A 25384-nucleotide genomic window follows, 5' to 3' on the forward strand; every position below is an offset into this window, starting at 1 on the left:
TTGCGACAAGTTTTTATAAATTGGACGAATGAGAAAGATAAGAATATTGGCCATGGAGGGCAGTGTGGTTCAAGCAATTGCGGGAGCGCAGTATTGCTTCAATACTGTCAATCATTTTTTGACCCTAAGCGGACAGGAGCCAGCCTTTGACGTCAAGCTGCTTGGGCTTCACCGCGAGGTTCGCCCAGGATTCCCGGGTTTTGTCCTGAATCCAGAGTGCACGCTTGAGGATGCCGGAGACGCGGACTTGATCATCATCCCTCCGCTATTTGGTGATTTTGATTTGGCGATCGCAACCAATGGTCCCTTTGCCCCATGGCTGAGGCAGCAATACGAAGCCGGTGCCGAGATTGCTTCCCTCTGCGTCGGCGCATTTTTCCTCGCCTCCACAGGCATGTTGGACGGTAAACGTTGCTCAACCCACTGGGGCTTTATAGACCAGTTTCGCAGCCAGTTTCCCTTGGTCCAAGTGCTCGATGGGAGCATTGTGACAGAGGAAGCGGGCATCTACTCCAGCGGAGGCGCCAATTCTTATTGGAACCTATTGCTTCACCTTGTCGAAAAATACGTGGATCGTGAAATGGCTATTTTGCTCTCCAAGTATTTCGCCATTGATATCGACCGAGACACACAGTCGGCATTTGCGATTTTCCGGGGACAAAAGGAACATCCAGACCCTGAAATCAGAAAGGCCCAAGAGATCATCGAGCACCGATTTTCGGAACGTATCTCGGTCGAAGACCTGGCGGATGAGGTGGCTGTTGGGCGGCGAAGCTTTGAAAGGCGCTTCAAGCGAGTCACCAACAATTCTGTGTTGGAATATGTGCAGCGCGTCAAAATCGAAGCTGCCAAGCGCAGCTTTGAGACCAGCCTCAAAAATATCAATGAGGTCATGTGGGATGTAGGCTACTCGGACTCAAAGGCCTTCCGCACCGTCTTCAAAAAAATCACCGGCCTCACACCAAACGAATACCGTAACAAGTACAACAAGCTGGTGAGGCTGAACTGAGCCAAATGCCGAGGACGGAAGACAGATCTAGCAATTTCTAAAAACCATCGCCAATCTTGCTAAGGTTTTTTCCCCAGGATTTTTAGAACGGTCTGCTCGTTTTCCGAGAGTTCGTCTGGATCGTCAACACTCTTCAACTTGAGCTTTTGATAGTGGGCAAGCTCGCCATCAAGCAGCACCTGCATCACTCTGGGATGGATATAATACTGACGACAGACGGCAACGGTATTGCCCAGCACTTCCGCGACCTTTTTGACTATGGTCGGCTCCAGCTTTCTCTTGGGAAATTCCCTGATGACTTCAAGGCTTTCCTCATAATGATCTATGGCCAGGACGGTTCCACCCCAGGTTCTGAAGTCCTTGGCCGTAAACGGCATGCCTGCGATCTCCAGGAGATACTGGTTTACATCTTTGGATCCGACGCAGTGGTAGGCTCCGTCTTTCCCCTGGTATTTGAAAACTTCGTAGCCCGGGAGTTCGGACATTTGCTTGATAAGCCTGATAAGCCTTTTACTCTCGACTTTTATCTTTCTGTCCTTACCGCTCTTTGCTTTGTAGCGGAGGTGCAGTTTGCCATTCTCTTGGACGAGATGCTTTCTCCTTAGCGTAGTCAAGCCGTAGGTTTTGTTTTCGCGCTGATAGCATTTGTTACCGATACGGACGTAATATTCATCGAGCATCATCACAACTAGGGCTAGGATTTTCTCTCTTGGCCAGCCCCGCTTGCGTAGGTCCGATTCAAGTGCTTTTCGAATTTGGGGAAGTATTTTCCCAAACTCAGCCATTTTTCCATATTTGGATTCTTGGCGGTAGCGGACATAGTCGGGATGGTAGAGGTATTGCTTGCGTCCCCTCTCGTCAAATCCGGTAGCCTGCAAGTGTCCTTTGGGACTTTTGCAGACCCATACATTTTTCCACATCGGAGGAATCACGAGCTTCTGGATACGTTCCAAAACCCGCTTTTTGCCGATTTTTTCACCTTTCTTATCCAAGTAGACAAAGGCCCTTCCTGACTTTTTGCGAAAGAACCCGGGATAACCCTCCCCGACATAGACTAGAGTTTCAGGACATTCAGACATCGAACAGTATGTTGTATCTCTCTGTGGAATTCAAAAAGTGTACACAGATGACTGCAACGATGGCTGCTGGTGGTTTGTCCACACTCAGGCCGCTTGGTTTTTGAGCGTCTTACGATAGAAAGGCTGTTTCTTCGCCAGGTAATCTGCCATTTCGATCCGGTAAAAATCATAGCCGATCACGATGAACAAAAAGAGGCAAACGATGTAGAACACGTTGTAGTTGATGGTCAGGTAGATGAGTCCAGCGCTCACGCCTCCGACGACATAGGAGACCATGATGGATAGCAGCAACCTCATCTTGTCCCGGAGCTCAGGCCGATCCCGATATTCTTTTTGGGTAAACATCGATGTGAGTATCCCCAAGTCGGTCGTCAGACCAGTAAGGTGGGTGGTCTTGACTGCAGCATTGGAAATGGTGGCTGTCAGTCCGTTTTGAAGTCCCATGGCAAAAAGCATAAGGCTGACCATGAGCTCGGTCTCCAGCAAAGTCTCCCTATAGTAAAATTGAGTATAAGTCCCAACCGTCAACAAGCATATAATCTCCAGGACGATGGGCAGGGAATGGGCGAGATAAGCGTTGGTTTTGTTAAAGTTGATGACGATCAGGTTGGCGGTGAAGTTGCCCAGAAAAAACAAGGATATCCATCCAAATACCACCAATACCTGATACCAATTTCCCTTGGAGATCTCCTCCGCCAGGATGGCAAAGTGGCCAGTGATATTGGAAGTGAAAGCGAAGAAAATGATCACCGAGATCACGTTCACCATGCCCGCCGAAAAGGCCGTCAGGACACCCAGCTGAATATTTTCGCGATTCGTTCTGTCTCTGTATCTCTTTATCATCGCCGTCAAGCGTTTATTCGTTCAAAAGTGATTTTTACTATTCCCCTGACCTGCATGTCGGTATTAAAATGCAGAACCATCCTAGTGGGAGTGAGCTCCTGAATTTTATAGTGTTCGGTCTGGCTGTCCGCCCCACTAATCTGCAGGATATTCCCGCGGCCCTTGAGTTTCCAGCGGGTTTCCCTGGCCAAGCTGTCTCCCAGCATCTGTAAAGTTTCGTCCGTTCCAAACTTCCAGACTTCAGCCTCGTGTACGATCAGGCTTTTGGCGATCTGGCTTTTGATATGGTCAGTAAGTCGTCCGATATGGTCGGCAAGTAGGTAGTCCGGCCCACGGTGTATCAGACTGTCGACTTTCTCATATTCCCATGATACCTCTTTCCATTCCCCGACTATGCGGGACTCTGGCCCCTGCTGAAGGGAAAGCATGAAGAAATACATGCTAGAGACAGCCAAAAAGACCGTGGGATAGAGGAATCTGGCTTTCATACCTCTCTACATTTTCAGCGGGCGATTTGCCCTTGTGTAAAAAAAAGCGCAGCCAAGGCATCCTCCCTCTCTTCGCTAGCGGAAGAGGAGAGCCCTTCCAGATCGATCCTAGTCAACGGAAGCTTGCTTTTGGAGAAAAAGGGAATTAGGTCAAAACTGGAGCGGGAAGTCAGCTTCAGTTTGTAATTGGCCGGTATGTAGGCTTCGTCGACATGGTTTGCATCCAGGTAGTTTTCGAAAGCGGACTGGTTGAATCCACTGAAAAGGTCGATCGTCATCCTTTCGATTTTCTCGTCGAATTTCCCCAGTAGCAATTTGCAGCTTGCCTGAAACTCCGCATTTTCAAGTTCTTCCAGCTCTTTTGCTTTGGAATAAAAGAGCAGCTCAGTGATCGACGTGGGGGCCATGATGCCGTGTACCAAAATAATCCGCAGCTTTTCCTGCGATTGGTAGTTTTTCTGAAGTGCGATCTTGACGAGATTCAGCGATCTTACGGTGAAATCCGTCGGAATTAGTATAGTCTTTGCCATGCCTCCTTTGAAATTGATTTAACAGAAGTAAAAGTAGGCTCTGGCTATTAGAGCGGTCTAAGGATGGGATTAAGATTGGATTAGAATAAGGGTCCCAGATTAAAACGGCATTAAAGTTGGAAATTCCCCCGCGGCAGCCTTATCTCCACCGTTGTTCCCTCGTTCAGCACAGAGCTTATTCTCAACTCACCGTCGTGTATGCGAATGATGTTCCGCGCAAGTGGCAATCCGATTCCGTAGCCTTCGTGATTCTTGGTATTGGAAGCACGAAAATAAGGGTCAAAAATATATTCCATCTCATCGGGTGGGATGCCTATACCGCTGTCTTTCACGATGACGATGATCATGCCCTCCACCACGCCCAATGCGATATTGACGGGTTTTCCATCTGAGTATTTGCAGGCATTGAGCACGATATTGGAGAGGGCCAAATGCAGGAGCGGTTCGTTGCCCATGACCTTCAGTAGCAGCGGACTCTCCGGCAGCAGGCTAAAATCCAGACATATCTTGGTTTTGGTTTGGATTTTTTCCACGGTTTCCTTCACGTCCAAGATCAATTGGTCCATCCTCACCTTTCCAAACTTTTGTCGCTTCCCATCAAATCCCGTCTCGGCCAGCAGCAGCAAAGCCTGCGTTTTCCTTTGGAGCTTCTCCGCATCCTCCAAAATGGCCTTAATAGATTCGATGTACTCTTGGGGCTGCCGGAGCTTGGACAGGGTGACATCCGCTTCCCCGATGATAGCCGTGAGCGGGGTATTCAACTCGTGGGAAGCATTGCTGATGAAGTTTTTTTGAGTTTCAAAGGAGGTCTCCAGCCTGTTGAGCATATCGTTGAAGGTCTGGCTGAGCTCCCGGATCGCATCATTGCTGCTGGGGACTTCCAGGCGCATATGGAGATTCTCCAATCCGATTTTCTTGGTTTTTTTGATGATATTCTGGATCGGCTCGATGATTTTTCGGGAAAACATGACCGAAAACACCACGATCAAGAGAAATGCAATCGCCAGCGAAGTAAAAATGAGGTTTCTCAGATAAGCTAGGTGATGGGTAGCAAAGTAGTTTTCAGCGGAGAAAATCACCAAGTGCTCCCGACCATCAGGCGTTTGGTAGAGAGTGCCATAGACAAAAGTATTCTGCGAGTTGTAGGTAGCTATCCCTTCTGCCAAGACAGTCTTCAAAAAACTATCCGAATACAGCTCTAGCCTAGGATCGTCCAGCACGCCAGATTTGTCGACATTCTCGAGAATCAGGTGGGATTCGTTGGGCAGCACCTCCAAGTACTCTTGCCTCAGCTGTTGTACCACATTGTTTTCATTCGGATTTTCGAGCTCGATTTTCGCGGTGGCTATCGCACGTATTTCAAGTCTTTTGTAAAAATCAACAAAGGAAAAATGGGAGATGGAGTAGTAAATAAATCCACTGAACAGGAGAGTGTAGCCCAAAAAGGCGGTCAGCAGGATATAGACGATCTTGTTTTGGAGTTTCATTGCTCTTCCCTCAGTACGTAGCCCATTCCTATCACCGTGTGGATGAGCTTCTGCTCACCGTATTTATCCAACTTTTTCCGAATGTAATTGACGTACACATCTACCACGTTGGTTCCCATGTCAAAGTTGACCCCCCATACTTCATCCAATATCTCCACCCTAGACAACACTTTTCGGGGCGACTTCATAAACATCAGCAACAGCCTAAACTCCGTGGAAGTGAGCGACAGCTCGTTGCCGTTTCTAAAAACGGTCTTTTCTGAATTGTCCAAGGTGAGGTCGGAAAAAGCGTAAAACTCGCTGTCCGGCCGCCGAGAGTCATCGTTCTTTTCACTCCTCCGCAGTAGGGTCTTGATGCGGGCTAGCAATTCGATAAACTTGAAAGGTTTCACCAAATAGTCGTCAGCGCCGGATTCCAATCCAATGACGACATTCTCGCTGCTGCCCATGGCGGTCAAAAAAAGAATAGGAACGTCCTTGTCCCGCTGGCGGATCTGCCGACAGACCTCCAGTCCATTGAGGTTCGGCAGCATAATGTCAAGAATCAACAAATCAAAGACGCTACGGGTGGCGAGCTGTAGGCCTGTTGAGCCGTCCATCACCACTGTCACTTCAAATCCGTTCTCGCTCAGTCCTTTGTTGATAAAGCTGCACACCCGCGGATCATCTTCTACCAAAAGTATTTTTTTCAATCTGGACTTGTTTGGTTATTGCCGTCATTTCTCCATTTGGGAAACTTGATAACCGACAATAGGTTTTTAACAATACGCTTTAATTCCCATTTCGACTATGGAAGCCCCTTTTTGTTGGCCATCCCATAAGAATAACTGACGAATATCTGAGTTCGCGCCAGCCGAGGTAGTGGAAAATTGTCAAAAAAAGGGGAAAAACAAAAAACCAACCGTTTCCGACCGATTCCGCCGCATGGATACTGATTCTATAGGCGTCTAGAGTAGTCGCATAAAAAAAGGACACCATTTCTAGTGTCCTTTGTAGTAGCGGGAACAGGACTCTCAAAAACAACTGTATTTCAGCACCTTATACTAAAAAAAAAGGATAAAAAGGAGGACAGGTTCATTTTGCATCGAATTAATTTGAATCGTATTATTTTAAAAGTCTTTAAAATGTAGATTCAGACGTCTTAAAGCCACCTTTTGCATTTTTTATTTTTGAATGATCTTTTTTCTTTTTTGATGTGAAAAGCAGAAAATGCCCCGATTTTCCGGAACATTAACCACTTTTTGGACTTTTCTCATTCTTGAGGATTTTCAGTCTTTTTATGTTGAATCCATTTGAGTGTATTTCGCAGTTTTGAAATTGAAACAAACTGAAGGTTTTTCGACGTTTTGGATCAAATTCATTTGAATGCCTAGAATCTCTTTTCAGCATCGTACCATTCTTACGGTGCGGGAGGTACGAGCTGTACGAAGAGTACGAATTCTGGATTGCTCTTTCTTTTTGCTGTTTGAACCTCTTTTATGGAGAAGAAAAGCACCACCCGATTGTTTTGCTCTTGACCTATCAAATTGCGCACACGCTGTGTGCACAATCAAAAGTTAGTAATTATACACAGCTACAATTCTTAAAAACTACTCGACAAAAGCAGAGCAGTAGAGAATCGCCATTCTCTTCATAGAGTGACGCGATTTAATTATCGCGTCAATTATAGTGACATAATTCTTTTTATTGCGTCATTTTTATGCTATTATTGTCGCAATACAAATGGGATTGAAGATGGAAAATCGAGACGAGCTCCAATTGATTAAAGAAATAATTGCATCAACCTCTGATGGAATAGGAATAGAACAACTCCTTCGATTGCTCCCATTTCAAATTGAAAAGAGAGCGCTTCAAAGACGACTAAAAAGCCTCAGAGAAAAGAATCTGATTCTAAAAAAAGGTGAAGCTCGATCCACAAAGTATTATGCAAATGTCCCTGAACAAACCCAGGATTCTCGAAAGATTATATCAGAAGAGGAGCTAAAATCGACCATTCCCCTTTCACATGAAGGCAAAGACGTTTGGGCCTTGGTCTCACGTCCTGTAGCACAACGAAAACCTGTCGGATACGAACGAAGTTTCTTGGAAAATTACCGTCCCAACATCGACAGCTTTCTCAGCAAAGAAGAAAAACAAAAACTGGCTGAATGGGGAAATACCAGGAATGGAGAACAACCGGCAGGGACCTATGCCAGAGAAATATTAAATCGCCTGCTGATCGACCTTTCTTGGAATTCAAGCAGACTGGAAGGCAACACCTATTCTTTATTGGATACAGAGCTGTTAATCCATAACGGGAAAACCCCCTCGAACAAATCCCCCATGGAAACCCAGATGATTCTCAATCACAAGGAGGCTATCGAGTTTTTGGTAGAATCCTCTGATGAGGTGGGCTTCAATCGCTACACTTTTCTTAATCTCCATGCACTGCTTTCAAACAACCTGTTGCCAAATCCAGCTGCATCCGGCAGGCTTAGAACATTTGGCGTGGGCATCACCAATTCGGTATATACTCCGTTGGGAATTCCACAACTCATCGAAGAATCTTTTGACCTAATACTGGCGAAGGCAAGCCAAATCCAAAATCCATTTGAGCAGGCTTTTTTTGTATTGGTTCAGCTTCCCTATCTCCAACCATTTGATGATGTCAATAAGCGCGTATCCAGATTGGCTGCCAATATTCCGTTAAATAGACATAACCTTGCCCCTCTTTCATTTATAGATGTACCGGAAGAAAGCTATATCAAAGGAATACTTGGCATTTATGAATTAAACCGCATCGAATTATTCAAGGATGTTTTTTTGTGGGCCTATGAGCGGTCAGCATTAAGGTATGCAGCCATTCGCCAATCTCTTGGGGAGCCAGATCCTTTCCGAATGAAATACCGAGAAGAAATACGTGGGATCGTCAGCCTAATCGTCAGCAATGCAATGGATAAAGAAGCTGCATCCCAAGCAATAAAATCTGAAGTCAAAAAATTGGCTGAACCAGATAGATCCAGATTCTCTGAAGTAGTAGAAACTGAACTTCTTGGACTTCATGAAGGAAATTTTGCCCGCTATCGAATCAGACCTTCCGAGTTTACTGCCTGGAAAAAGCGGTGGGATTCCTAGTTAGAAATCAAAATAATGCAAACCATATTAATACTCCCGCAAACTGCTTAATTCTTGGTTTCACAAAGCTCTAAAACCTTGAAAAAAGAAAAAGGGGACGAATTGGGGGACAGGTTCATTTTGTGAATCAAGAAGTTTGATGAATGGTACCTCTCTCTTTCACTCAGACATATCGATCCTTCTCAAAAAAACGACTCCTACTGGCAAATGGGCTATTCCGGCGGAAAAAACCGGATAGCGGAAATCTCCAAGGCATGCTCCTCAACCGATCCGCTAACCACTTCGGTATGACGGCCACTAGCCTCCAGCTACCGCAAGAAAGCCAAGTCCCTGAAAAACTGGAAGCCTTCAATCGGACGTTGGCCAGATGCCCAGATACAGAAAGCAATTCCCCTGCACAGCTTGACGAAACCAAAGGCCCCCTATCACAACCTACGATGCCCAAAGACCTGGACCGTCCGGAACGGTGATGCAACCAATACCGCGCAAGAATTCAGCTCCCAATCCGGGTTCTGAGCGAATTGCAGGACACTTGCAACTGCTTTCGAACCCAAACAATCAAACTGATCATGGGCCTTGTTCCAATCTCTTTGGACATTGACTGAAGGGCCGGTAATTCAGGTGAAAAATCTAAGCAGGTTCTGAGCTAGTCTTAAAATCTGTTGTACCCATTTCATAGAGACATTAAACTAAAACAAAGCTTTATTCTTTCGTGATCCTTTTGTGATAGTGTCAGCCGAGCTTCGGCCTATCCAAAACAACAAAAACCTAACTATCATGAAAAAAGTACTTCTCTTCTACGTAGCCTTTTTAGTCCTGGCATCCTGCTCAGATGATGCAGACCCGGTGATCATCGATCCCACCAAACCCAACGGTGCCTTTTCTGCACAACGAACTGGGACCTTCGTAGATCAAAACGGTGCGGGATCCACTGGTATGGCCAGCTTAGGCGTGGACACACAAGGCAAAGAGTTTTTGGCGTTTAGTTCCAACTTCAACACCGCCTTGGCTACAGGTACTGTTACTGTATTTCTATCTACGTCAGCTACCTTTATGGCAGACCCAGCCAATGGAAACCCAAACTTATTGCCATTAGGCCCGGTCAGGTCTGCAGGTGAAAACTACTTCGTTATTCCCAACGGTTCATCTACCGCCAAATATACCCACGTAATACTCTGGTGCGGATCTGTGGGAATACCTTTTGGCAATGCCAGTCTCCAATAACATGCTCAAAACCGTCCTAACAGTCTTATACACGTTTTTACTTGGACTTGGGTGTTGTTTTACCACGTTACCCCTACTAGCCCAAAGTGGTTGGACGAAAGTCAAAACCGAAGGATTTTACCAACTTGGGTACAACCATTTTTCTTCAGATGCCTATTTTACTTTGGATGGGGAAGAATTGAAGACCAATGACTTCACCCAAAACTCTTTGGTTTTCTACGGAGAGTATGGAGTGACCGATAAATTTACCGTGATTGCCAATTGGCCTTTACAGGTTTGGAATGGATTTTCCTCGACCGAAACCGTTAGTGGTTTGGGCGACTTGAGGCTTGAACTGAAGCATGCGCTACTGAAAAAACACCTCCCTTTATCCATAGCAATCGCGCCTGAAATTCCCATTGGAAAGGCCAATAACTTTGCCCAAAGCAAATTGAACGACTTCGAATCCATCAATCTACCCTCCGGGGATGGTGAGTTCAATATTTGGACCACGCTGGCCACTTCATTTTCACTTCCCAATGCTCCCCTGTATGTAAATCTCTTTGGCACCTACAACTTTCGAACACAGTACGATGGGATTTCCTTTTCGGATCAAATCGGCCTTGGAATCGAACTTGGATATAAAATTGCAGACTTGGTTTGGGTAAATTCCCGGATTAATGCCCTGACCTCGGTAGATGACATCGAAGTCATCACCGATTTTGTGAGAGGGGACGGAACAGAATACACTAGCTACAGTTTTGGAGCTGCGGTACCCGTCTACCGAAATATCCACCTTTCGCTCAATTATCGAAATTATGCAGACTTCATTTTTGAGCGGAGAAACATCTATTCCGCCGGAACCTTTTCCTTCGGGGTCTATTATGTACGGAAAATTGAGAAACCATGAACTATCCGCTCACATTGGGTCAAACTAAATCCTTTCCCAGTTTAACAATTTTGCAAAAGGGCGAGTCGGTTTTTCTTCAAAATCAAGAATTCAAGGGATATTTTTTGATCCGAACTGGCATGGTCAAAATCTGTCGAATTCATGAGTCCGGAGCGAAGGCTTTGCTGTCCTTTAAAATACAGGGGGAGTTTTTGGGAGAGATAACAGAAACTCCAACTGGGAAAAGACAATCCTACACTGCTGTGGCCACAGAGGATAGAACCATAGTGGAACTCATTCCTTACAGTATAGGAACTCCTTGCAAACTTCAGGAAATCCTGAAAAATCTTCAGGAGGAAATCCACCAAACAAGGATACGATTAGAACGATATCTCTATCAGGATGCCGAAGAAAGAATCAAAACCACGCTAAAAGACTTGGCGACACGACTCGGGAAGAAATATGGCTCAGAAACTCTTTTGAAGCTTCCCATGACTCACGAAGATCTGGCGACCCTGACTTATACAAGCAGACAGACGGTCACAACAGTACTCTCCGCCTTGAAAGCCCAAAATAAGATCACCTACAGTAGAGGAAGGATCTTGATTCGAAATATTGACAAACTATAAATTCAAATTCTATGAAAAGCCTCTTTAAACATTCCCTGATCTTGTTTTTGTCAGTATCCCTAGTTAGTTGCGGTGATAAAGATGGAGACCCAATGGCTCCGGATGACAATGTAATGGTAGTGGGACAGATAGATGTACTAAAATCCGGAACACTCTCTGCCCAAAGTTCAACCAATACCCAAGGGATGGTTTCCCTAGTGAAAGACGCTAGTGGAAAATATTTTGTCCAGCTTTCAGATACCTTTACCACTAAATTCAGTACAGGCACCGTAACTGTATATTTGGCTACATCTCAAACGCTAAATCCCAATTCTGCCAGTACCTACCAACTAGTTTCCATTGTTGGAAAACCAGGAGAACAGTTTTTCGCCTTACCTGGACTTCCTGATGCAAAATTAACCCATGCGATCATCTGGTGCGGAGCTGCGGCGATTCCATTTGGATTTGCCAAATTAGATTGAGCCTTCTCATTCTCTGATTTAAACGGGGAATTTTCCCTGTTTTCCCTTGATATAGTTAAGAAGGAAGAAAAAATTGAAATTCAGTAAAACTTTCCGAATCGGAGGAAATTTCAATTTTGGAGCCGTGGATTTCAAGGATTTTTTTCACGATGGCCAATCCCAACCCGGATCCTTCAATTCCCTTGAACTCTTTATCTACTTTGTAGTATCGATCAAAAATCGAGTCCAAGTCTTCTTTGGGAATCCCGGTCCCAGAATTTTTCACCCTAACCAGAACCCCGCCTGGCGCTTCACAAGCCTCCAATTCAATCTCACCACTAGACGGCGTGTACTTCACCGCATTGTCCAAAAGGTTTTGGATTACACGGTCCATCAAATACAAATCCGCGGTCACAGGAGGAAGATTGGGGCAAATATTGGACCTGATCTGGATTTCTTTGGCCTCGGCCAACAATTCATATTTCATACTGGAATCGTAAATCAACTCTTGGATCTTCATTCGCTCCATCTTGAGAGGCATTTGGCCGGATTCCAGTTTGGAAAGATCAAAAAGGTCTCCTACTAACTTGGCCAACTTGTCTACCGAATCCAGAATGATTTTATAGTATTTGGCTTTTTCATCCAAACTCAGTCTATCCTGACGCATTTGTAGGGTTTCCACATACCCGTTGATAATCGCCAGGGGATTTCGAAGATCATGGGATACATTAGCGATGAGCTCCTTTCTTAAAGTGTCGACATTTTTGAGTTCCTCGATGTTACGAACTAGGGTATCTGCCATACTGTTAAAAGTCCTTCCCAGTTCTGCAAAATCAGAATCTGAGGACGACTCCGGAACCCGTGCGAGCATATTTCCATCCTTAAACTCCTCAACCGTAGTCAATACTTTCCTTAAGTGTCTGGTAAGCCAAGCGATTAGTACCAATCCGATGAGCAATCCCAAAATCAAGGTAATCAATACAGAATTCATGGTCAATCTAAACCAGTATGATCCCAGCAGGCTGGCGCTAATGGAGTCAAACTTCTCACTTTCTAAAGTGATATAGACATAGCCCTGCAATTTCCCCTGTTCATAAATTGGCGCGGCTGAAAACACAGAGGTATTGCCGGGATTTCTTGGATCGTCACCCAAAATGAACTTACTTCCTTTGGATGCTATAAATTCTTTGACTGGTTCGATATCGATAGCTTTGAGCTTGACCAACTGATCCAGTACCACATAAGACAGAATTTCACCTTGCGGATTGAGAAGGTATACTTCAATGCTTGGATTAACGGCCATCATGGAATGCATTATAATCCCGAGTGCTTCCTCGTCTATTTTCCCATCTTTGAAAGGATTCACTTCCTTGATAAGGTATTCCGCAACTTCAGAATTAAGTTTCTGGGTGGTTTCCTGATAATATTCCCGTGCATTACTTGCGGTGATATAGACATAGGAGGCCCCAATCAGAAGAAGTACAAGAATAAAAGAAAACGATATTCTCCAATAAAGACTTCTCATAGATGATAAAGCTTAGAATTCGTCATTAAATCGATAACCTACTCCCCAAGTGGTCAAAATATAGATCGGGTTGTTAGGATCCTGTTCAATTTTGGCTCGAAGCCGGTTGATATGAGCATTGACTGTATGTTCATAACCCGAAAAATCATAACCCCAGATCAACTCTAAAAGCTCTCCCCTAGAATAGCTCCTTCCGGGATTTTTCGCCAGCAAATGCAGCAAGTCAAATTCTTTTGGGGTCAACTCCACCCGTTGGGTCTGAAGCATCACTTTTCTTTTTACGTGATCGATGTCCAATTCACCTAGCCTTATGCTCGATTTTTCCTTTTGGGTGCTTTGTAGAATATGTTCCTGTCTTCGAAGGATTGCTTTTACCCGTGCTAGAAATTCGCGGATTTTAAAGGGCTTGGTAAGGTAATCATCTGCACCCGACTCCAACCCTACCACTTTGTCAATTTCCTCAGATTTGGCTGTCAGCATCAGGATTGGGGTGAAAATGTCCAAAGCACGTAGCTTTTGACAAATGGTAAACCCGTCCATCTCAGGCAGCATCACATCCAGAATGAACAAGTCATACTCACCTGAGCATGCTTTTTCGAACCCATTTCTCCCATGATCCATCACCTCGACCAAATAACCTGCATCCTGCAAATGAAGTGAAAGGAGTTGATTGATATTGGGATCATCTTCAATCACCAAAATTTTCTTCATATCAAATTTCTCTGGACTTAATGTAGTTGGAATAGTTCACGAAAGTATCACAAGTAAGCTCCCTTTGACTTTTTATGCTGGATCGTTGCCCAATCCTATTATTCCCAAGCTCGGCAGTTAGATGATAAATTATATAAATGGGACAAAAAATCACGATAACCCAAATCCAACAAGAATTAATTATGGAACAAGCGCCGATTCACTAAGTTCCCGCCCTTAGACTAGCCGGTTGTTGGTAAGTCTGGCAAATCCATACGATGGAAACCTGTTTCTGACATTTCCGCAGACTTGTGGTGGTAGGGTTACAAAAGGGGTCTCCCGCTGCCTGACAATTTATTTGAATTGAATCATTTTGAACCTCTTAAAATGCGGCTCTTGAGGCCGTATGAGCAACTTTTCTGTTTCAGGTCTTTTAACACTCTTTTTTCTGATGTAAAAGTCAGGAAACAGACTTATTTTCTGTAAGGTCAAAATTTGAAATGAATTTTTGAATTTCCTGTTAATTTGAAGGTTTTTCTACTTTGTGAAAATATTCATTCGAACATTGCTAAACCCTCAAATTTATGGTCGATTTTCAGAATATTTAGAAATAGGCAATTCTCATACAAGCCACAATTATTACCAAGGTATTAAACTTCGGTAATTTCTTTTTTTTGTTATTATCAATCGAGTAATTCAGCATTGTTTCGGAATTTTACACCGGTACTTTCCACATCAATTAGTCACTTCACCTCAACAATGATTCTTCTGTAACTAGTTAATTTTGGTGAGCCATTATCAGTCACTTCGCAGATGATGTGGATGGTCTTGCCGGAGGAATCATTTGGAAGATCAATTTTAATACGATTGGAATCATCGTTTGGGATTTTGACTTCGCATTTGTAAGTGCCTGCTTCAGGAATAATCCACCATTTAAAACTCAATTCATCACCTTCTGGATCGGTAGATTTCGATGCATCTACCATCACGCTTTGACGTTTTTTTGCTTTGACCCGAAGCAAACCTATACCTTCCATTTTGTTGATAACTACCATTGGATTTCGATTACCTTTACCCTCGTTTGCCCAATCCATGCGGGCTGCAAAATTATTGAAGGTGGCAGGGTAGAAGTATGCGGAATATTCTCTGGACTTATCTGAAACAGGAGGCTGGAAGTTTGTGAAAGCCTGAGTTACCTTGTCTTCACTAACTCCTTTTTCGAAGTAGCCTCCCCAGCCAACCTGAATAGGAACCATCGGATCATTCAATCCATTAGGCATGAGGTGCAGAAAAGCTGGTGTATCGCCTTCCACGCCATATTTATATTTTGGATAGACTTTTCCCAAATTTCCATGTGTTTGGATGTCCTCAGAATATCTTCCCCAATTAGCCTTTCCTGTTCCATTTTGATATTTCCAGGCAGATTCATCCCAGATAAAGAGAAGATCGTCGGCGAACTCTCTTCTCATCCACTGGTGGGAACTGATTTCATATGGAGTCTTCTGATCACGATCTTGGTCAGTAATGGTATAAACTGGGATTTTGTGAAGGAATTTTTTCAATTCTCCCTCAGACCTTTCTTGTTGAACTTTCCAGATCGCCTGAGCCACTGTATTTCCTCCTCCCCAAACAGTGATCCAAAGTGGTCGTTTATCTGCCTCATCAGCAAGATTGATAATCAATTCACTTCCTGGAGAATTGTTGTTTGCTCCAATAAATTCCTGACCTCTGTTTTTACTCCCAAAAACCGTTATGCTGCGCAAATAGTCAGGACTTGGCCAGTAACCAATCTTTTGATTGGATTCATCGCTTGCAAAACCAGTTTGATTAGATCTCTTCATCAGATTCGGCAAATCCTTTTCGTACGCATCGATTGCGTCATGAATCAAGTCCATAAAATCATCACGAGCTTTATCCAAACTCCAACCCGTGGTAAAAATCAATCCCTCAATTTCAAACAAATCAGCATGTACCAGCAATCGGACAAGTGATTCACTATCGTCAGTTTCCCATGTCGAAACATCCGTGAGCACGACTATTCTGGGTTTTGGAGTTGACTCTATTTTCTGCTGCGCAAAAAGGGTTGAGGAGATACTAAAGCTTATTAGCAGTGAAAGAAAAGTAGTATTCATAGGGTGTTAATTTCGGAAATGCTTACAAATCCGCTTTGCAAGTTAAGATTGGGCTTCTTCATTAGATGAACTGTAATACGGTTATTTGATTGAATTCAAATATTTTTCCAGCATGGTATACCCTTCTTCAAATAGATTTCTGTCAGCAGGATCTAAGGGATTAAGTCCATTTTCATTTTCCCATTGATCAGGCATACCGTCATGATCGGTGTCTTTTGGAGCAGGTAAACTCTTTAGAACTGGCCAGCCTCCTACATCGTTTTGAGTATCTATTATTCCTGATTTTTTTGAAGGATCGATCAAGGAGTGATCCTTTCTATAAGTTGCTCCTTCATATGTTGTATATCCTCCTTTTGTCTCGTTAACTATCCTGATATCCACTTCATCTCGTTTGGGCAAAGTCGCTCCGGCATTTGCAAGTACTAAGTCAAATGCTTCTTCGGCGGTTTGTTGTCGGATAGGCATAGCATTCCATGCTTTTTCAAGCTTAACGAATTTGATACTTTCTTCTCCTCCTTGAGGTTGGACACCACCATCCCAATTATTTGCCGTCACTTTTTCATTGCCCACCATCACATTTTCAGCAATATACCATTTGCCAAAATCACTGGTCGTATCCCGCATATTAGGGTTGGCAATTCTATATCGAACTTCTCCCGTCTCGGTAGCAGGCCCTGGTTTGTAGTAATTTGCAACCATATTAATCGTCGAAAATGCAAACTTTGGATTATTGACTTGTTGGTTTTCACCACCATACGTGCTATTGTATCCCCAGTTATAAACCACATTATTTCGATAGTCAGTATATCCAGAACCTGATGCCATTCTTGGGTTTCTACTACCATGATGCGCGAGTAGATTGTGATGATAAGTGCTAAAATTTGATCCCCAAATCCCCCCAAATCCATGAGCTCCTTTTATGTGATTGGAATCGTGCATGCTTTCTGAAATAATACTCCATTGAACCGTAATACTATCATTATGATAGATGGACATGGTTTCGTCAACGCTCCAGCTTGCAGAAATATGATCTAAAATAAGGTGCTTATTATACCTGCTGGAGACAGCATCCGTATCATCGCCGGATTCATTCCCAAGTCTTACTCTCAAATACCGAATAATCACATGGTCTGCATCGATCATTAATGGATTCTTTTTGAGGCAAATCCCATCGCCCGGAGCAGTTTGACCAGCTATGGTGATAAATGGATTTTTGATGCGGAGTGCGCTTTCTAGCTCGATCGTCCCGGAAACTTTAAATACAACAGTTCTAGGACCGGTAGCATCTACTGCAGCTCTCAAACTTCCTTCACCACTATCATTCAAATTGGTGACTTCATAAACTGCCCCGCCACGGCCACCTTTGGAAAACTTACCATAGCCTTCAGCAGTAGGGAAGGCGAGTTGCTGAGAAATTGCCGAAGTGAATCCAAGTAGGATCAAGACGACGATTAAACTGATTCTTTTCATAGTTTGGGTGTATTGTTCTATCTTTTATTTTAGCGAGTATGAACTCACTTTTCCAGCTATTTCCATCGTTCTGCCCAGTCGAGCAAGAACTCCTTTCTATATTTCGAGACAGTTTTGGCTCCTTGCTGATCTTGGATGAAAAGGCCTAAATCTTTTCGGTCGGAATACCAATTCGGCCCTAACAAACAATCGTATGATGAAGCTTTTCCAGGCCAAGGAAACGTGCTGGTGTATCCACCTTCCAAACCATTCAATTCTGAGATCGAACTACTCGTTCTATAAGGTCCTGTTTCTGGTTTTTTTGAGGAATACTTTACTCCATAAATGCCTTTTCCTATGTAATATCCAGGCCAGGTTTGATTTTGAATCTCTATTTCGAAGACAACAGAGTCTTCCGAAACTTCTAACTCGGGTCCATCAAATTGCCACTCAATTGTACCATAGGCTGCAACTGTATCGGAAACGGTACTTCCTCCTTTGAATACATTTCTGGTGCTTCGATTGACCTTTTCAAAACTACCTCCCCAACTTTCTCCGGTGGGATCATTTGGATCGCCGTTCATTAAATAAACGAGCGAAGGAGTGTCGCCCATTTTGATATCTCCATCGTAATAGTTGAAAAAATCCTTTCCCATCGATCCACGGGCTTGTATATAGTTATTATAAAAAACATCTCCTTTTAGGTCTTCTGGAGAATCCTCTTCCATAAACCAGCCTCTGTAAGTTGCGTTTGCTTCGATCATCCAGAGGTCAGGATGATTTGCTGCGATATAGGAATAGGCATTGATACTCCACTTTTTGTTTGGCCCACCAATCCAATAAACGCGTATATTTTCTTTGATCTCCGGAGCATCATGAAGTGCTTGCGCAAGGTCCTCAATTCCACCCCAGACTAATACCCAAAGCCGTTGATCACTTTCGGCTTTTGCACATTTAATAATCCACTCAGAACCTTCCGTAGGGGTAGAATAACCTTTGAAGGGAGCTGCATCTTTTCCACCTTGTTTGGTTATTTTTCTTAAAGATTCTGGAGAAGGAAGTTCTGGCGCATGGGGTAGCAATTGTGCATAATCTTGGTTATACAAGGCTATCATATCCAAAAAGTCGGTTGTGCTACCTTCTCCATAAGGAGAGGAAACCAAACCTTCGATCTCGAATTGATCAGCATACATCAATAGGTGGATCATGGACTGAAAATCATCAGGATCAGTTCCTCCAATATCTGAACTGATCAACACTCTGGGTTTGATTGCCTTGTTTTCAGATTCATTGCAAGCCATTAAAACCGTAAAAATGGCTATTAGCATTACAATCGAAAGAATGCTCCTTTTCAATTTCATAGTGTTAGTTGCTTTTGAAGCTCAGCAATAATCGCTTCAAATATATTCTCGTATTTAGCTAAAAACTACTTATATTTCTGTGTAAACCTATCGTATTCCCAGATGACAAGTAGTTTTGATGAAAGTAGAAATGAATTTAAGCCTTATGGTTTGACTTGTGAAAAGTGGGTTCCAAGTTTTATGAAAAAGCCAGATCGGCATAATGAAATAGAAATCAACTATTTTCCTGAAGAGGGAATTACTTATCTTTTTCAAGGTAGAAAAGTAATTCCGCCTCCTCGGAGGATTACAGTATTTTGGGGTTTAGTTCCACATCAAATTATTGATTTTGAGAAAGCGAACCCTTATTACGTTTGTACGGTGCCTCTCTCTTTGTTTTTAGAGTGGAAGCTTTCTACTTCATTTGTAGATAGCTTGTTAAAAGGCGAAGTGCTTTTTGAGGACAAAGAAGAGAATTCAAAATACGATGAATTTCTTTTTAAAAATTGGCTGAATGATATTAATGGTGATGGCTCTTCTGAAGTTGCCTTATTAGAAATCCATGCACGATTGTGCAGAATGTCAGTTGGTAATTTAAACCAAGATAGAATGGAAAATTTAGCCATTCAACCCAATGACATTAGCCATGTGGAGCAGATAGCTGTCTTTATTGCGCAGAACTATTCCGAACCAATTAAAGTCTCTGATATTGGTAAAGCTGTCGGATTGCATCCAGATCATGCAAATTCAATTTTCAAAAAGACATTTGGGAGTACGTTGAGCGAATACATCACTGAAGAGCGAATTTCTCACGCCCAGCGAAAGTTGGTGGCAACGGATAAAAGTATCACGGACATCGTATTTGACTGCGGATTTAACTCTATCAGTCGCTTCAATGCAGCTTTCCAAAAAATCAATAAGTGTACTCCGAGAGAGTATAGGAAGAGTTATTTATTAAACAGGTAAAAATCAATCTTCAAATTAAAATTTGAAACAAGGGGACAAATTTGAGTAATTCGGGACTGGTTGGAACCGATTTGAATTGACAACCTGCAACATGACCTCTATAAAACACAAAAAGTTGACCGTAAAACGATCAACTAATTGTTTAGTAGCGGGAACAGCGCTACAAACTAGTCTTGATTTTCTGTTACTTACGGAAAAACTGGGACAAAAACTGGGACAGGTTCATTTTGCTTTTACAATTTCAAATTTATTTGAATCGTATCATTTTGAACCCGTTCAAAATGTAGCCCTAATCGCCGTATTACCCCATTTTGTGTTTTTGGTTTTTGAATGATCTTTTTTCTTTTTGATGTGAAAAGCAGAAAACGAACCTATTTTCTGTATGGTCTAAATTAGAAAACGAACCTTTGGAATTTCCGCTTATTTGAATGTTTTCGCATTTTTCAGAATTGGATCCATCTGAACGGTTTTTAACCTCATTTCCACTTCGTAAAATTCGTACGGTACGAGGGGTACGAGCCGTACGAACCGTACGAGTGAAGACACCCTACTTTTTCTTTTTGCTGTTTTGATTAGTTTTCCATGACACTTTCACCAAGCTGACTTTTCGTATCCGATCCTTGGTTGTAGAGATTTTAGCCGAAAATATTTTTTCGTTCCTAGCTAGACGCTCACCTTTTCCTGTTTTCCATCCAGCTCATAGGGTTGAATAAGCACTTCGACAGGAAGCTTTAAGAAAGCTGATAGATTTCTGATCATTTCGATCGTCAACGCCCTTTTCCTATTTAAAACGAGGCTTACTGTGGTTTTACTTCCAATTGCCGGGATAAGATCTTTGTCCTTGAGATCTTTTCTGCCCATTGTTTCTTTTATGGCCTCGATGGGATCGGGCAAGGCAATAGCGTAATGCTCCTTTTCGTATTTTTCAATTAAAGTCACCAGCAATTCTGCCTCCATCCCTTCAGCACTGTCGGGATCTGTTTCGAAGATTTTAGAAAGCCTGGCAAGGGATTCTTCATACTCCTTTTCTGTCGTAATTGTCTTTTCCCACTTCATGTTTTCACTTTTATTTACGATTTAAAATTGTTCAACCGTACTTGCGTCCACCTTGTCATATTCTAAGTGCGTCCCGATGAATTTAATAAACACCCACTGCCGCAAATAGCTGATTTGAACGATTAACCGATATTTATTCCGTGCAATGTTAAACACCACCCGATTGTTTTTAACAGGATCTGCGTCAGGAAAATCCTGAACCACATCCGAGGGCTTTTGCCATACAGCGTGTTTTGTGACAGCCATCCAGGTCTCAATGCTTGATTTTGAATCTGGATGCTTCTGGTAAAACTCCGTCAGATTTTTGATGGCAATAATGTTTTTCAAAGCAAGCTGTTTAATAAACGGTCGAAGACATTAAAAAGTTTTCATTCTGAAAACTTCTAGCGTTAATTTCCCAATCTCTAAACCTCTAATGTCGATAAATCTCACCCAGTGGACATCCTTTACAGGAAACATTGAAAGGCAATTCTCAGGTTTGGAAATTTCAATTCATTTGAATCGTTGCGAATTTCAATCCTCGAACAATTCGTACAGTACGAGGTGTGCGAGTCGTACGAACCGTACGATTGAAGCATCCAGACTTTTTCTTTTTGGTGTCTGAAAATCTTTATGACGCCTCTATTCGCCGAATTTTCCAGATTAATTCTTGTTTTTAGAAATTCAAGCAGAGAATGTTTTCTCGACTCCCCGATTAAAAATCCTTTTTCTTGAAGATTCGTCCCGACAGCCCTATCGGCACAACCAACCAAATTGAGAGGACCATTAGAATGACCAGCATGCCGATGCCACTGCTAAAAAACTGCTTGAAAAACGCTCCTGTATAGCCCATCAGTGCTGAGATATCCAACTGCATCAGCATCAAAATCCTGCCCAAATCCACCGGATTGAGCATGACCAGACCCAGAGTTGCTTTTTCCAAAGGATAATCGGCAAAACTGTAAATGATGTACAGTACAAATCCATCATACACCAAGGAAAAGTAGATCCACAGTGCCAGACTGATTCCGATCGCCTTGGCTTTGTCGCGGGTCATCACGCTGGCCAAAAAGGCAAAACCTGTAAATACCGCACTGAGAATCATTCCAACCGCCAAAAGTGTAATCAGACTGCTATCCGCTCCCCAGAGCAGCATTGGCAAACCAAAACCGATCAAGATAGATAGACTCAGCATCAGGATCACCGCCAGCAGCTGACTGAGGAACACCTGGGAGCGCTTAACCGGCTGGGCTAGCATCAGTTCAACAAACTCCAGATTATTGTAAAAATGGGTGGTCGCAAAAACCGCTGAAATCAGGGGGACCACCATGATCATGATGTTCATCAGACTAAGTGATACTTTGCTCAGGTCATCCGAAACCTGATAAATTGAAATAGCCACCAAAGCCAAAAATACCGTATAAATGATGGCGAATCGGGATTTGAGTATATCGTAAAGGGCGTATTTGAGTAGCTTAAGCATGAGTCAGAACTTTAGTGGTTGACTTTTTTTTTAGGGTCCACTGCATCAGTTTGGCAATGGCAGGAGAAAACTTCTCCTCTGAGGTCATTTCTTTCAGGCTTTCGATGGAGTCATTGAAAAATACCTCCCCTTCGAAGATATAAATTGCCTGATTGGTCAGCTCTTCCAGATCACTCAGGATATGGGATGTGATCAGGATGAGCTTGCCTGCTTCCCGTTCCTTCCGGATCTTGGATTTTAGGGTCTCAGCTGCGATCGGATCAAGTCCAGCGGTAGGTTCGTCCAAGACCAAGACTTCGGGGTTGAAAAGAAAAGCCAAAGCCGCACTGACTTTTTGAGTAGTACCGCCCGACAAGGTCCCCATTGTCTTTTCTTTGATTTTTTCCAGTTCAAACGCCTCGACTAGATCCAGGTCATACTCCCTGATCTCAGGTCGCATGTCTTTCATCATGGAGAAGAGCTGTCCAATTTTCATATTCTGGGGATATCTCCCGATTTGGGGCATGTAGCCGACATCTTTTCGGTAGTCCTCTTTACCCTTGATTGAACGACCTTTGACGAGGATTTCACCGCTGTCCGGCAGTACCATTCCCAAGATAGATTTGATCAGCGTAGTCTTCCCGCTGCCGTTGGGACCCATGATGGCATAGCTGTTTCCCTTGTCAAAACTGAGCGTGAAGTCCTTGAGCACTTCCTGCCTGCCAAACTTTTTGGATATCGAGTTAACCGAAATCATAAGGTTTCATTTTAGGGGATTGATCGATCATCTGGTCGGGAGTCATGGTCGGAAGGATCTTTTCCATCCGATCCAGAAGCGTCACCATAAAACTCCTCCAAAGCATCACCGCAGCTGGGATTTTCTCTACGATCACACTGTACAAGTTGATCGGACGATAGGGTACATCCCCAATCAGATCCTTGTTTAGGTCATAGCCTTCATATTTGTCCCAGTAGTTTTCAGTGATCGTGTTGAGCACCACCGAACCGTTGGAGCTCATGTCGAAGGTATTTTGGGTGAAGTTATTGGCTTTGAATGTGTTCTGATCACAGCTCGCCATGAGCTTGAGGGCCCAACCGTTTTGTTGAAAAGTATTGCCGGTAAATTCGATTCTACTGCTGCCCTCCATGTAGATGCCGATGGTGTTTTTGAGGAAAATATTGCCGACGATTTCGCTGTCACTGATGTCTTTGAGCAAAATCCCATAGGCGCTCGAACCCCAGTTTTCCTCAAATCGGTTTTCCTTCATCAAGACATTTTTAGTGTACATCACGGCCACACCGGCACCGTTATTTTTGAAGGTATTTCGGATGTAGCTGTTGTCATGAGAAAACATGAAATGCAGCCCATAGCGCATGTTCTTTTGCACCAGATTTTCCACCGCCTCGGTGTTGGTGACGAATTCCAGATAGATACCGTCCCGGTGACCCGAAACCTTGTTGTTGGTGATAAATGAATCTTTGCACTTCCAAAGATGAATCCCATTGCCCACTTCAAATTCACGCAGCGCGTTGGAGTGGATTTGATTCCCAGAGATGGTCATTCCCGAGGAATTGGAGAAATGGAGTCCAAAGAAGGCATTTTCAAGGATGTTGTCTTTGACCACACAGTTCTTGGAATCGAAAAATTTAATGGCGGCCGAATCGTCCATATTGGACTTGCCGGTGTTGATGATTTTGAAACCTTGGATGGTCACTCTTTCCGCCGCGATGATCAGGATATTTCCTTTCATCTGCCCATCCAAAACCGGATGATTTTCTCCGATCAACACCAGTGGCTTGCGAATAACAATCCCTGACTGCTGATACACGCCGGAGGCAATCCTCAGCGTATCTCCGGCCGATGCGCCATCTACGGCTTTCTGGATCGACTGTCCCGGTGAAATCCGGATGACAGCAGAAAATCCCTCCATATACGAGAAGAGTCCAATCAGTAAAAACCAGAAAATTCTAAGGTTAGCGCTCATTTGTATCAGTATTTATCCGCTCAGTCACTTAAACTGAGTAGTCAATTCTCCCCAGGCGAGATACACTCCTCCTGTTTTGCTTTTGTGTTCTTTCAGCATATCATAATCCGGAAAAGCCACAATCTGACTTGCCATGGGCGTTTTGAACTCCTCAGACTTGAGATAAAAAGCAAGACTCGCATCCAGAAGCACACCCGGATTTACAAAGTCCGTCACCAGAATATGCTTATACAGTTGTGTTTTCCCATCCTCCGAATCCATGAATTGAAGCATGCAGTTCACATCGTCAAAGACGAAGACTTTCCCTTTTTCAGTGACGAGTTCGCCTCCGAATTTGGGATCCATTAGGGTCATCTTGCAGTGATGACATCCATCCTGACCATAAGCGATTGGCCTGGGATCTGCAGAGCAGGAAGCCAAAAAGATCAATAGAGCGATTATCGATAGGTAGCGTTTCATCTTAGTTTGAGGTATAAGGATTCTGGACAAGGGCAGGTTTTTCAAGCCGGTCCCGGACGATAGCCAAGATGAGCAGTCCCACTCCTCCAATCAAGATCCAGCTTCCGGTATCCGGTCCAGAGTAAGCGAGGAAGTTCAGGAGCTCTTTGTATCCGATCAGGGGTGGCTGATAACTCATGCCTTCCACTTTGATGGCTGCTTTTGGATCCAGGTTGTGGCCATATTCGTAGCCCCATCGGTACATATCGACCAAGACCAATACTCCAAAAAGCGAAATCAAACCGAAAAAGGAATACAGACTCCACCTTTTCCCAATCAGAAAAGCGATCATCCCAAAACCTATCAATGCACCGATGATATAGATCAGGTAGGTAAACTCCGGAAACATCTCGTCTCCGATATGCCTCATTCCGATGTAGTGGTTGACCCCGTTGATCTGATCCACGTTCCCGCTCAGATGATCGATCCAGATTTTCATGTTGAGTCCCTCGGGATATTGGGGAGCCCAGAGGCTGATTTGCCAAAGTGGAGTAAAGTACGCCGGGATAATCAGCAGCGCAGCAAGTAGAATCAGAACCCGGTTTGAAAGGCTAAGCGACTTCATGTGACTTGGGTTAAATACCGCCGACC

The 25384-nt window shown here is 43.6% G+C and carries 26 protein-coding genes; 8 read left to right on the forward strand and 18 right to left on the reverse strand.

All coding sequences use genetic code 11. From position 1 onward, the window contains the following. Positions 1–28 precede the first annotated feature (28 nt). Positions 29–1009 (forward strand): GlxA family transcriptional regulator, encoded by a 981-nt coding sequence (locus tag J0A67_RS13345; protein ID WP_206569865.1) that lies wholly within the window; start codon positions 29–31, stop codon positions 1007–1009. A 59-nt stretch (positions 1010–1068) separates the two neighbouring features. Here J0A67_RS13345 and J0A67_RS13350 read toward each other — a convergent pair whose 3' ends face one another. From J0A67_RS13350 to J0A67_RS13375, 6 genes are all read right to left on the reverse strand, one after another. Further along, positions 1069–2088 carry a DNA topoisomerase IB gene (locus tag J0A67_RS13350; RefSeq protein ID WP_206569866.1) on the reverse strand — a complete coding sequence of 340 codons (1020 nt, stop codon included), beginning with the start codon at positions 2086–2088 and terminating at the stop codon, positions 1069–1071. Positions 2089–2172: 84 nt separating this feature from the next. Further along, positions 2173–2931 (reverse strand): YoaK family protein, encoded by a 759-nt coding sequence (locus J0A67_RS13355; RefSeq protein WP_206569867.1) that lies wholly within the window; start codon positions 2929–2931, stop codon positions 2173–2175. A gap of 5 nt (positions 2932–2936) precedes the next feature. Beyond that, positions 2937–3419 carry a hypothetical protein gene (locus J0A67_RS13360; protein ID WP_206569868.1) on the reverse strand — a complete coding sequence of 161 codons (483 nt, stop codon included), beginning with the start codon at positions 3417–3419 and terminating at the stop codon, positions 2937–2939. A 14-nt stretch (positions 3420–3433) separates the two neighbouring features. Then, positions 3434–3949 carry a hypothetical protein gene (locus J0A67_RS13365; protein ID WP_206569869.1) on the reverse strand — a complete coding sequence of 172 codons (516 nt, stop codon included), beginning with the start codon at positions 3947–3949 and terminating at the stop codon, positions 3434–3436. Positions 3950–4059: 110 nt separating this feature from the next. Next, positions 4060–5436 carry a sensor histidine kinase gene (locus tag J0A67_RS13370; RefSeq protein WP_206569870.1) on the reverse strand — a complete coding sequence of 459 codons (1377 nt, stop codon included), beginning with the start codon at positions 5434–5436 and terminating at the stop codon, positions 4060–4062. Continuing rightward, on the reverse strand, positions 5433–6128 hold the full coding sequence (locus tag J0A67_RS13375) for a response regulator transcription factor (RefSeq protein WP_206569871.1): 696 nt from the start codon (positions 6126–6128) through the stop codon (positions 5433–5435). Before J0A67_RS13375 ends, J0A67_RS13370 begins: the two co-directional genes overlap by 4 nt. Positions 6129–7518: 1390 nt before the next feature. Between J0A67_RS13375 and J0A67_RS13380 the strand changes: the two genes are divergently transcribed. From J0A67_RS13380 to J0A67_RS13405, 6 genes are all read left to right on the forward strand, one after another. Next, positions 7519–8550, forward strand: a complete 1032-nt coding sequence (locus J0A67_RS13380) for a Fic family protein (protein ID WP_241265190.1) — start codon at positions 7519–7521, stop codon at positions 8548–8550. Positions 8551–8804: 254 nt separating this feature from the next. Next, entirely contained in the window at positions 8805–9020 is a 216-nt protein-coding gene (locus J0A67_RS13385; RefSeq protein ID WP_206569873.1) for a hypothetical protein, read from the forward strand. 307 nt (positions 9021–9327) lie between these two features. Beyond that, positions 9328–9774: a DM13 domain-containing protein gene (locus J0A67_RS13390; RefSeq protein WP_206569874.1), complete on the forward strand. Its 447-nt coding sequence runs from the start codon at positions 9328–9330 to the stop codon at positions 9772–9774. Continuing rightward, on the forward strand, positions 9758–10663 hold the full coding sequence (locus J0A67_RS13395; RefSeq protein ID WP_206569875.1) for a hypothetical protein: 906 nt from the start codon (positions 9758–9760) through the stop codon (positions 10661–10663). Before J0A67_RS13390 ends, J0A67_RS13395 begins: the two co-directional genes overlap by 17 nt. Further along, entirely contained in the window at positions 10660–11271 is a 612-nt protein-coding gene (locus J0A67_RS13400; protein WP_206569876.1) for a Crp/Fnr family transcriptional regulator, read from the forward strand. The genes J0A67_RS13395 and J0A67_RS13400 overlap by 4 nt, the downstream gene beginning before the upstream one ends. Positions 11272–11282: 11 nt before the next feature. Next, positions 11283–11732 (forward strand): DM13 domain-containing protein, encoded by a 450-nt coding sequence (locus J0A67_RS13405; RefSeq protein ID WP_206569877.1) that lies wholly within the window; start codon positions 11283–11285, stop codon positions 11730–11732. 55 nt (positions 11733–11787) lie between these two features. On the opposite strand, the gene J0A67_RS13410 is transcribed toward J0A67_RS13405, so the two are convergent. From J0A67_RS13410 to J0A67_RS13430, 5 genes are all read right to left on the reverse strand, one after another. Then, positions 11788–13236: a HAMP domain-containing sensor histidine kinase gene (locus tag J0A67_RS13410; protein WP_206569878.1), complete on the reverse strand. Its 1449-nt coding sequence runs from the start codon at positions 13234–13236 to the stop codon at positions 11788–11790. A gap of 12 nt (positions 13237–13248) precedes the next feature. After that, positions 13249–13947, reverse strand: coding sequence for a response regulator transcription factor (locus tag J0A67_RS13415; protein ID WP_206569879.1), 699 nt, complete (start codon positions 13945–13947; stop codon positions 13249–13251). Between the two features lie 722 nt (positions 13948–14669). After that, complete coding sequence (locus tag J0A67_RS13420) at positions 14670–16058, reverse strand: DUF1593 domain-containing protein (RefSeq protein ID WP_206569880.1); 1389 nt, start codon at positions 16056–16058, stop codon at positions 14670–14672. An 81-nt stretch (positions 16059–16139) separates the two neighbouring features. Next, on the reverse strand, positions 16140–17528 hold the full coding sequence (locus J0A67_RS13425; RefSeq protein ID WP_206569881.1) for a pectate lyase: 1389 nt from the start codon (positions 17526–17528) through the stop codon (positions 16140–16142). A gap of 56 nt (positions 17529–17584) precedes the next feature. Further along, positions 17585–18868 carry a nucleoside hydrolase-like domain-containing protein gene (locus J0A67_RS13430; RefSeq protein ID WP_206569882.1) on the reverse strand — a complete coding sequence of 428 codons (1284 nt, stop codon included), beginning with the start codon at positions 18866–18868 and terminating at the stop codon, positions 17585–17587. Between the two features lie 102 nt (positions 18869–18970). On the opposite strand from J0A67_RS13430, the gene J0A67_RS13435 reads away from it, so the two are divergent. Then, complete coding sequence (locus J0A67_RS13435; protein ID WP_206569883.1) at positions 18971–19813, forward strand: helix-turn-helix domain-containing protein; 843 nt, start codon at positions 18971–18973, stop codon at positions 19811–19813. A 663-nt stretch (positions 19814–20476) separates the two neighbouring features. Here J0A67_RS13435 and J0A67_RS13440 read toward each other — a convergent pair. From J0A67_RS13440 to J0A67_RS13470, 7 genes are all read right to left on the reverse strand, one after another. After that, positions 20477–20869, reverse strand: a complete 393-nt coding sequence (locus J0A67_RS13440) for a helix-turn-helix domain-containing protein (RefSeq protein ID WP_206569884.1) — start codon at positions 20867–20869, stop codon at positions 20477–20479. Positions 20870–20890: 21 nt separating this feature from the next. Beyond that, on the reverse strand, positions 20891–21196 hold the full coding sequence (locus tag J0A67_RS13445) for a type II toxin-antitoxin system HigB family toxin (RefSeq protein ID WP_206569885.1): 306 nt from the start codon (positions 21194–21196) through the stop codon (positions 20891–20893). 367 nt (positions 21197–21563) lie between these two features. After that, entirely contained in the window at positions 21564–22331 is a 768-nt protein-coding gene (locus tag J0A67_RS13450) for an ABC transporter permease subunit (protein ID WP_206569886.1), read from the reverse strand. After that, positions 22324–23067: an ABC transporter ATP-binding protein gene (locus J0A67_RS13455; protein ID WP_206569887.1), complete on the reverse strand. Its 744-nt coding sequence runs from the start codon at positions 23065–23067 to the stop codon at positions 22324–22326. Before J0A67_RS13455 ends, J0A67_RS13450 begins: the two co-directional genes overlap by 8 nt. Further along, a complete protein-coding gene (locus J0A67_RS13460) occupies positions 23054–24295 on the reverse strand; it encodes a nitrous oxide reductase family maturation protein NosD (RefSeq protein ID WP_206569888.1) in 1242 nt (413 codons plus the stop codon). The genes J0A67_RS13455 and J0A67_RS13460 overlap by 14 nt, the downstream gene beginning before the upstream one ends. Before the next feature lie 24 nt (positions 24296–24319). Then, a complete protein-coding gene (locus tag J0A67_RS13465) occupies positions 24320–24754 on the reverse strand; it encodes a nitrous oxide reductase accessory protein NosL (RefSeq protein WP_206569889.1) in 435 nt (144 codons plus the stop codon). A 1-nt stretch (position 24755) separates the two neighbouring features. Continuing rightward, a complete protein-coding gene (locus J0A67_RS13470; protein WP_206569890.1) occupies positions 24756–25358 on the reverse strand; it encodes a hypothetical protein in 603 nt (200 codons plus the stop codon). Positions 25359–25384 lie beyond the last annotated feature (26 nt).

The organism is Algoriphagus aestuariicola (assembly GCF_017254835.1).
Taxonomy (GTDB): domain Bacteria; phylum Bacteroidota; class Bacteroidia; order Cytophagales; family Cyclobacteriaceae; genus Algoriphagus; species Algoriphagus aestuariicola.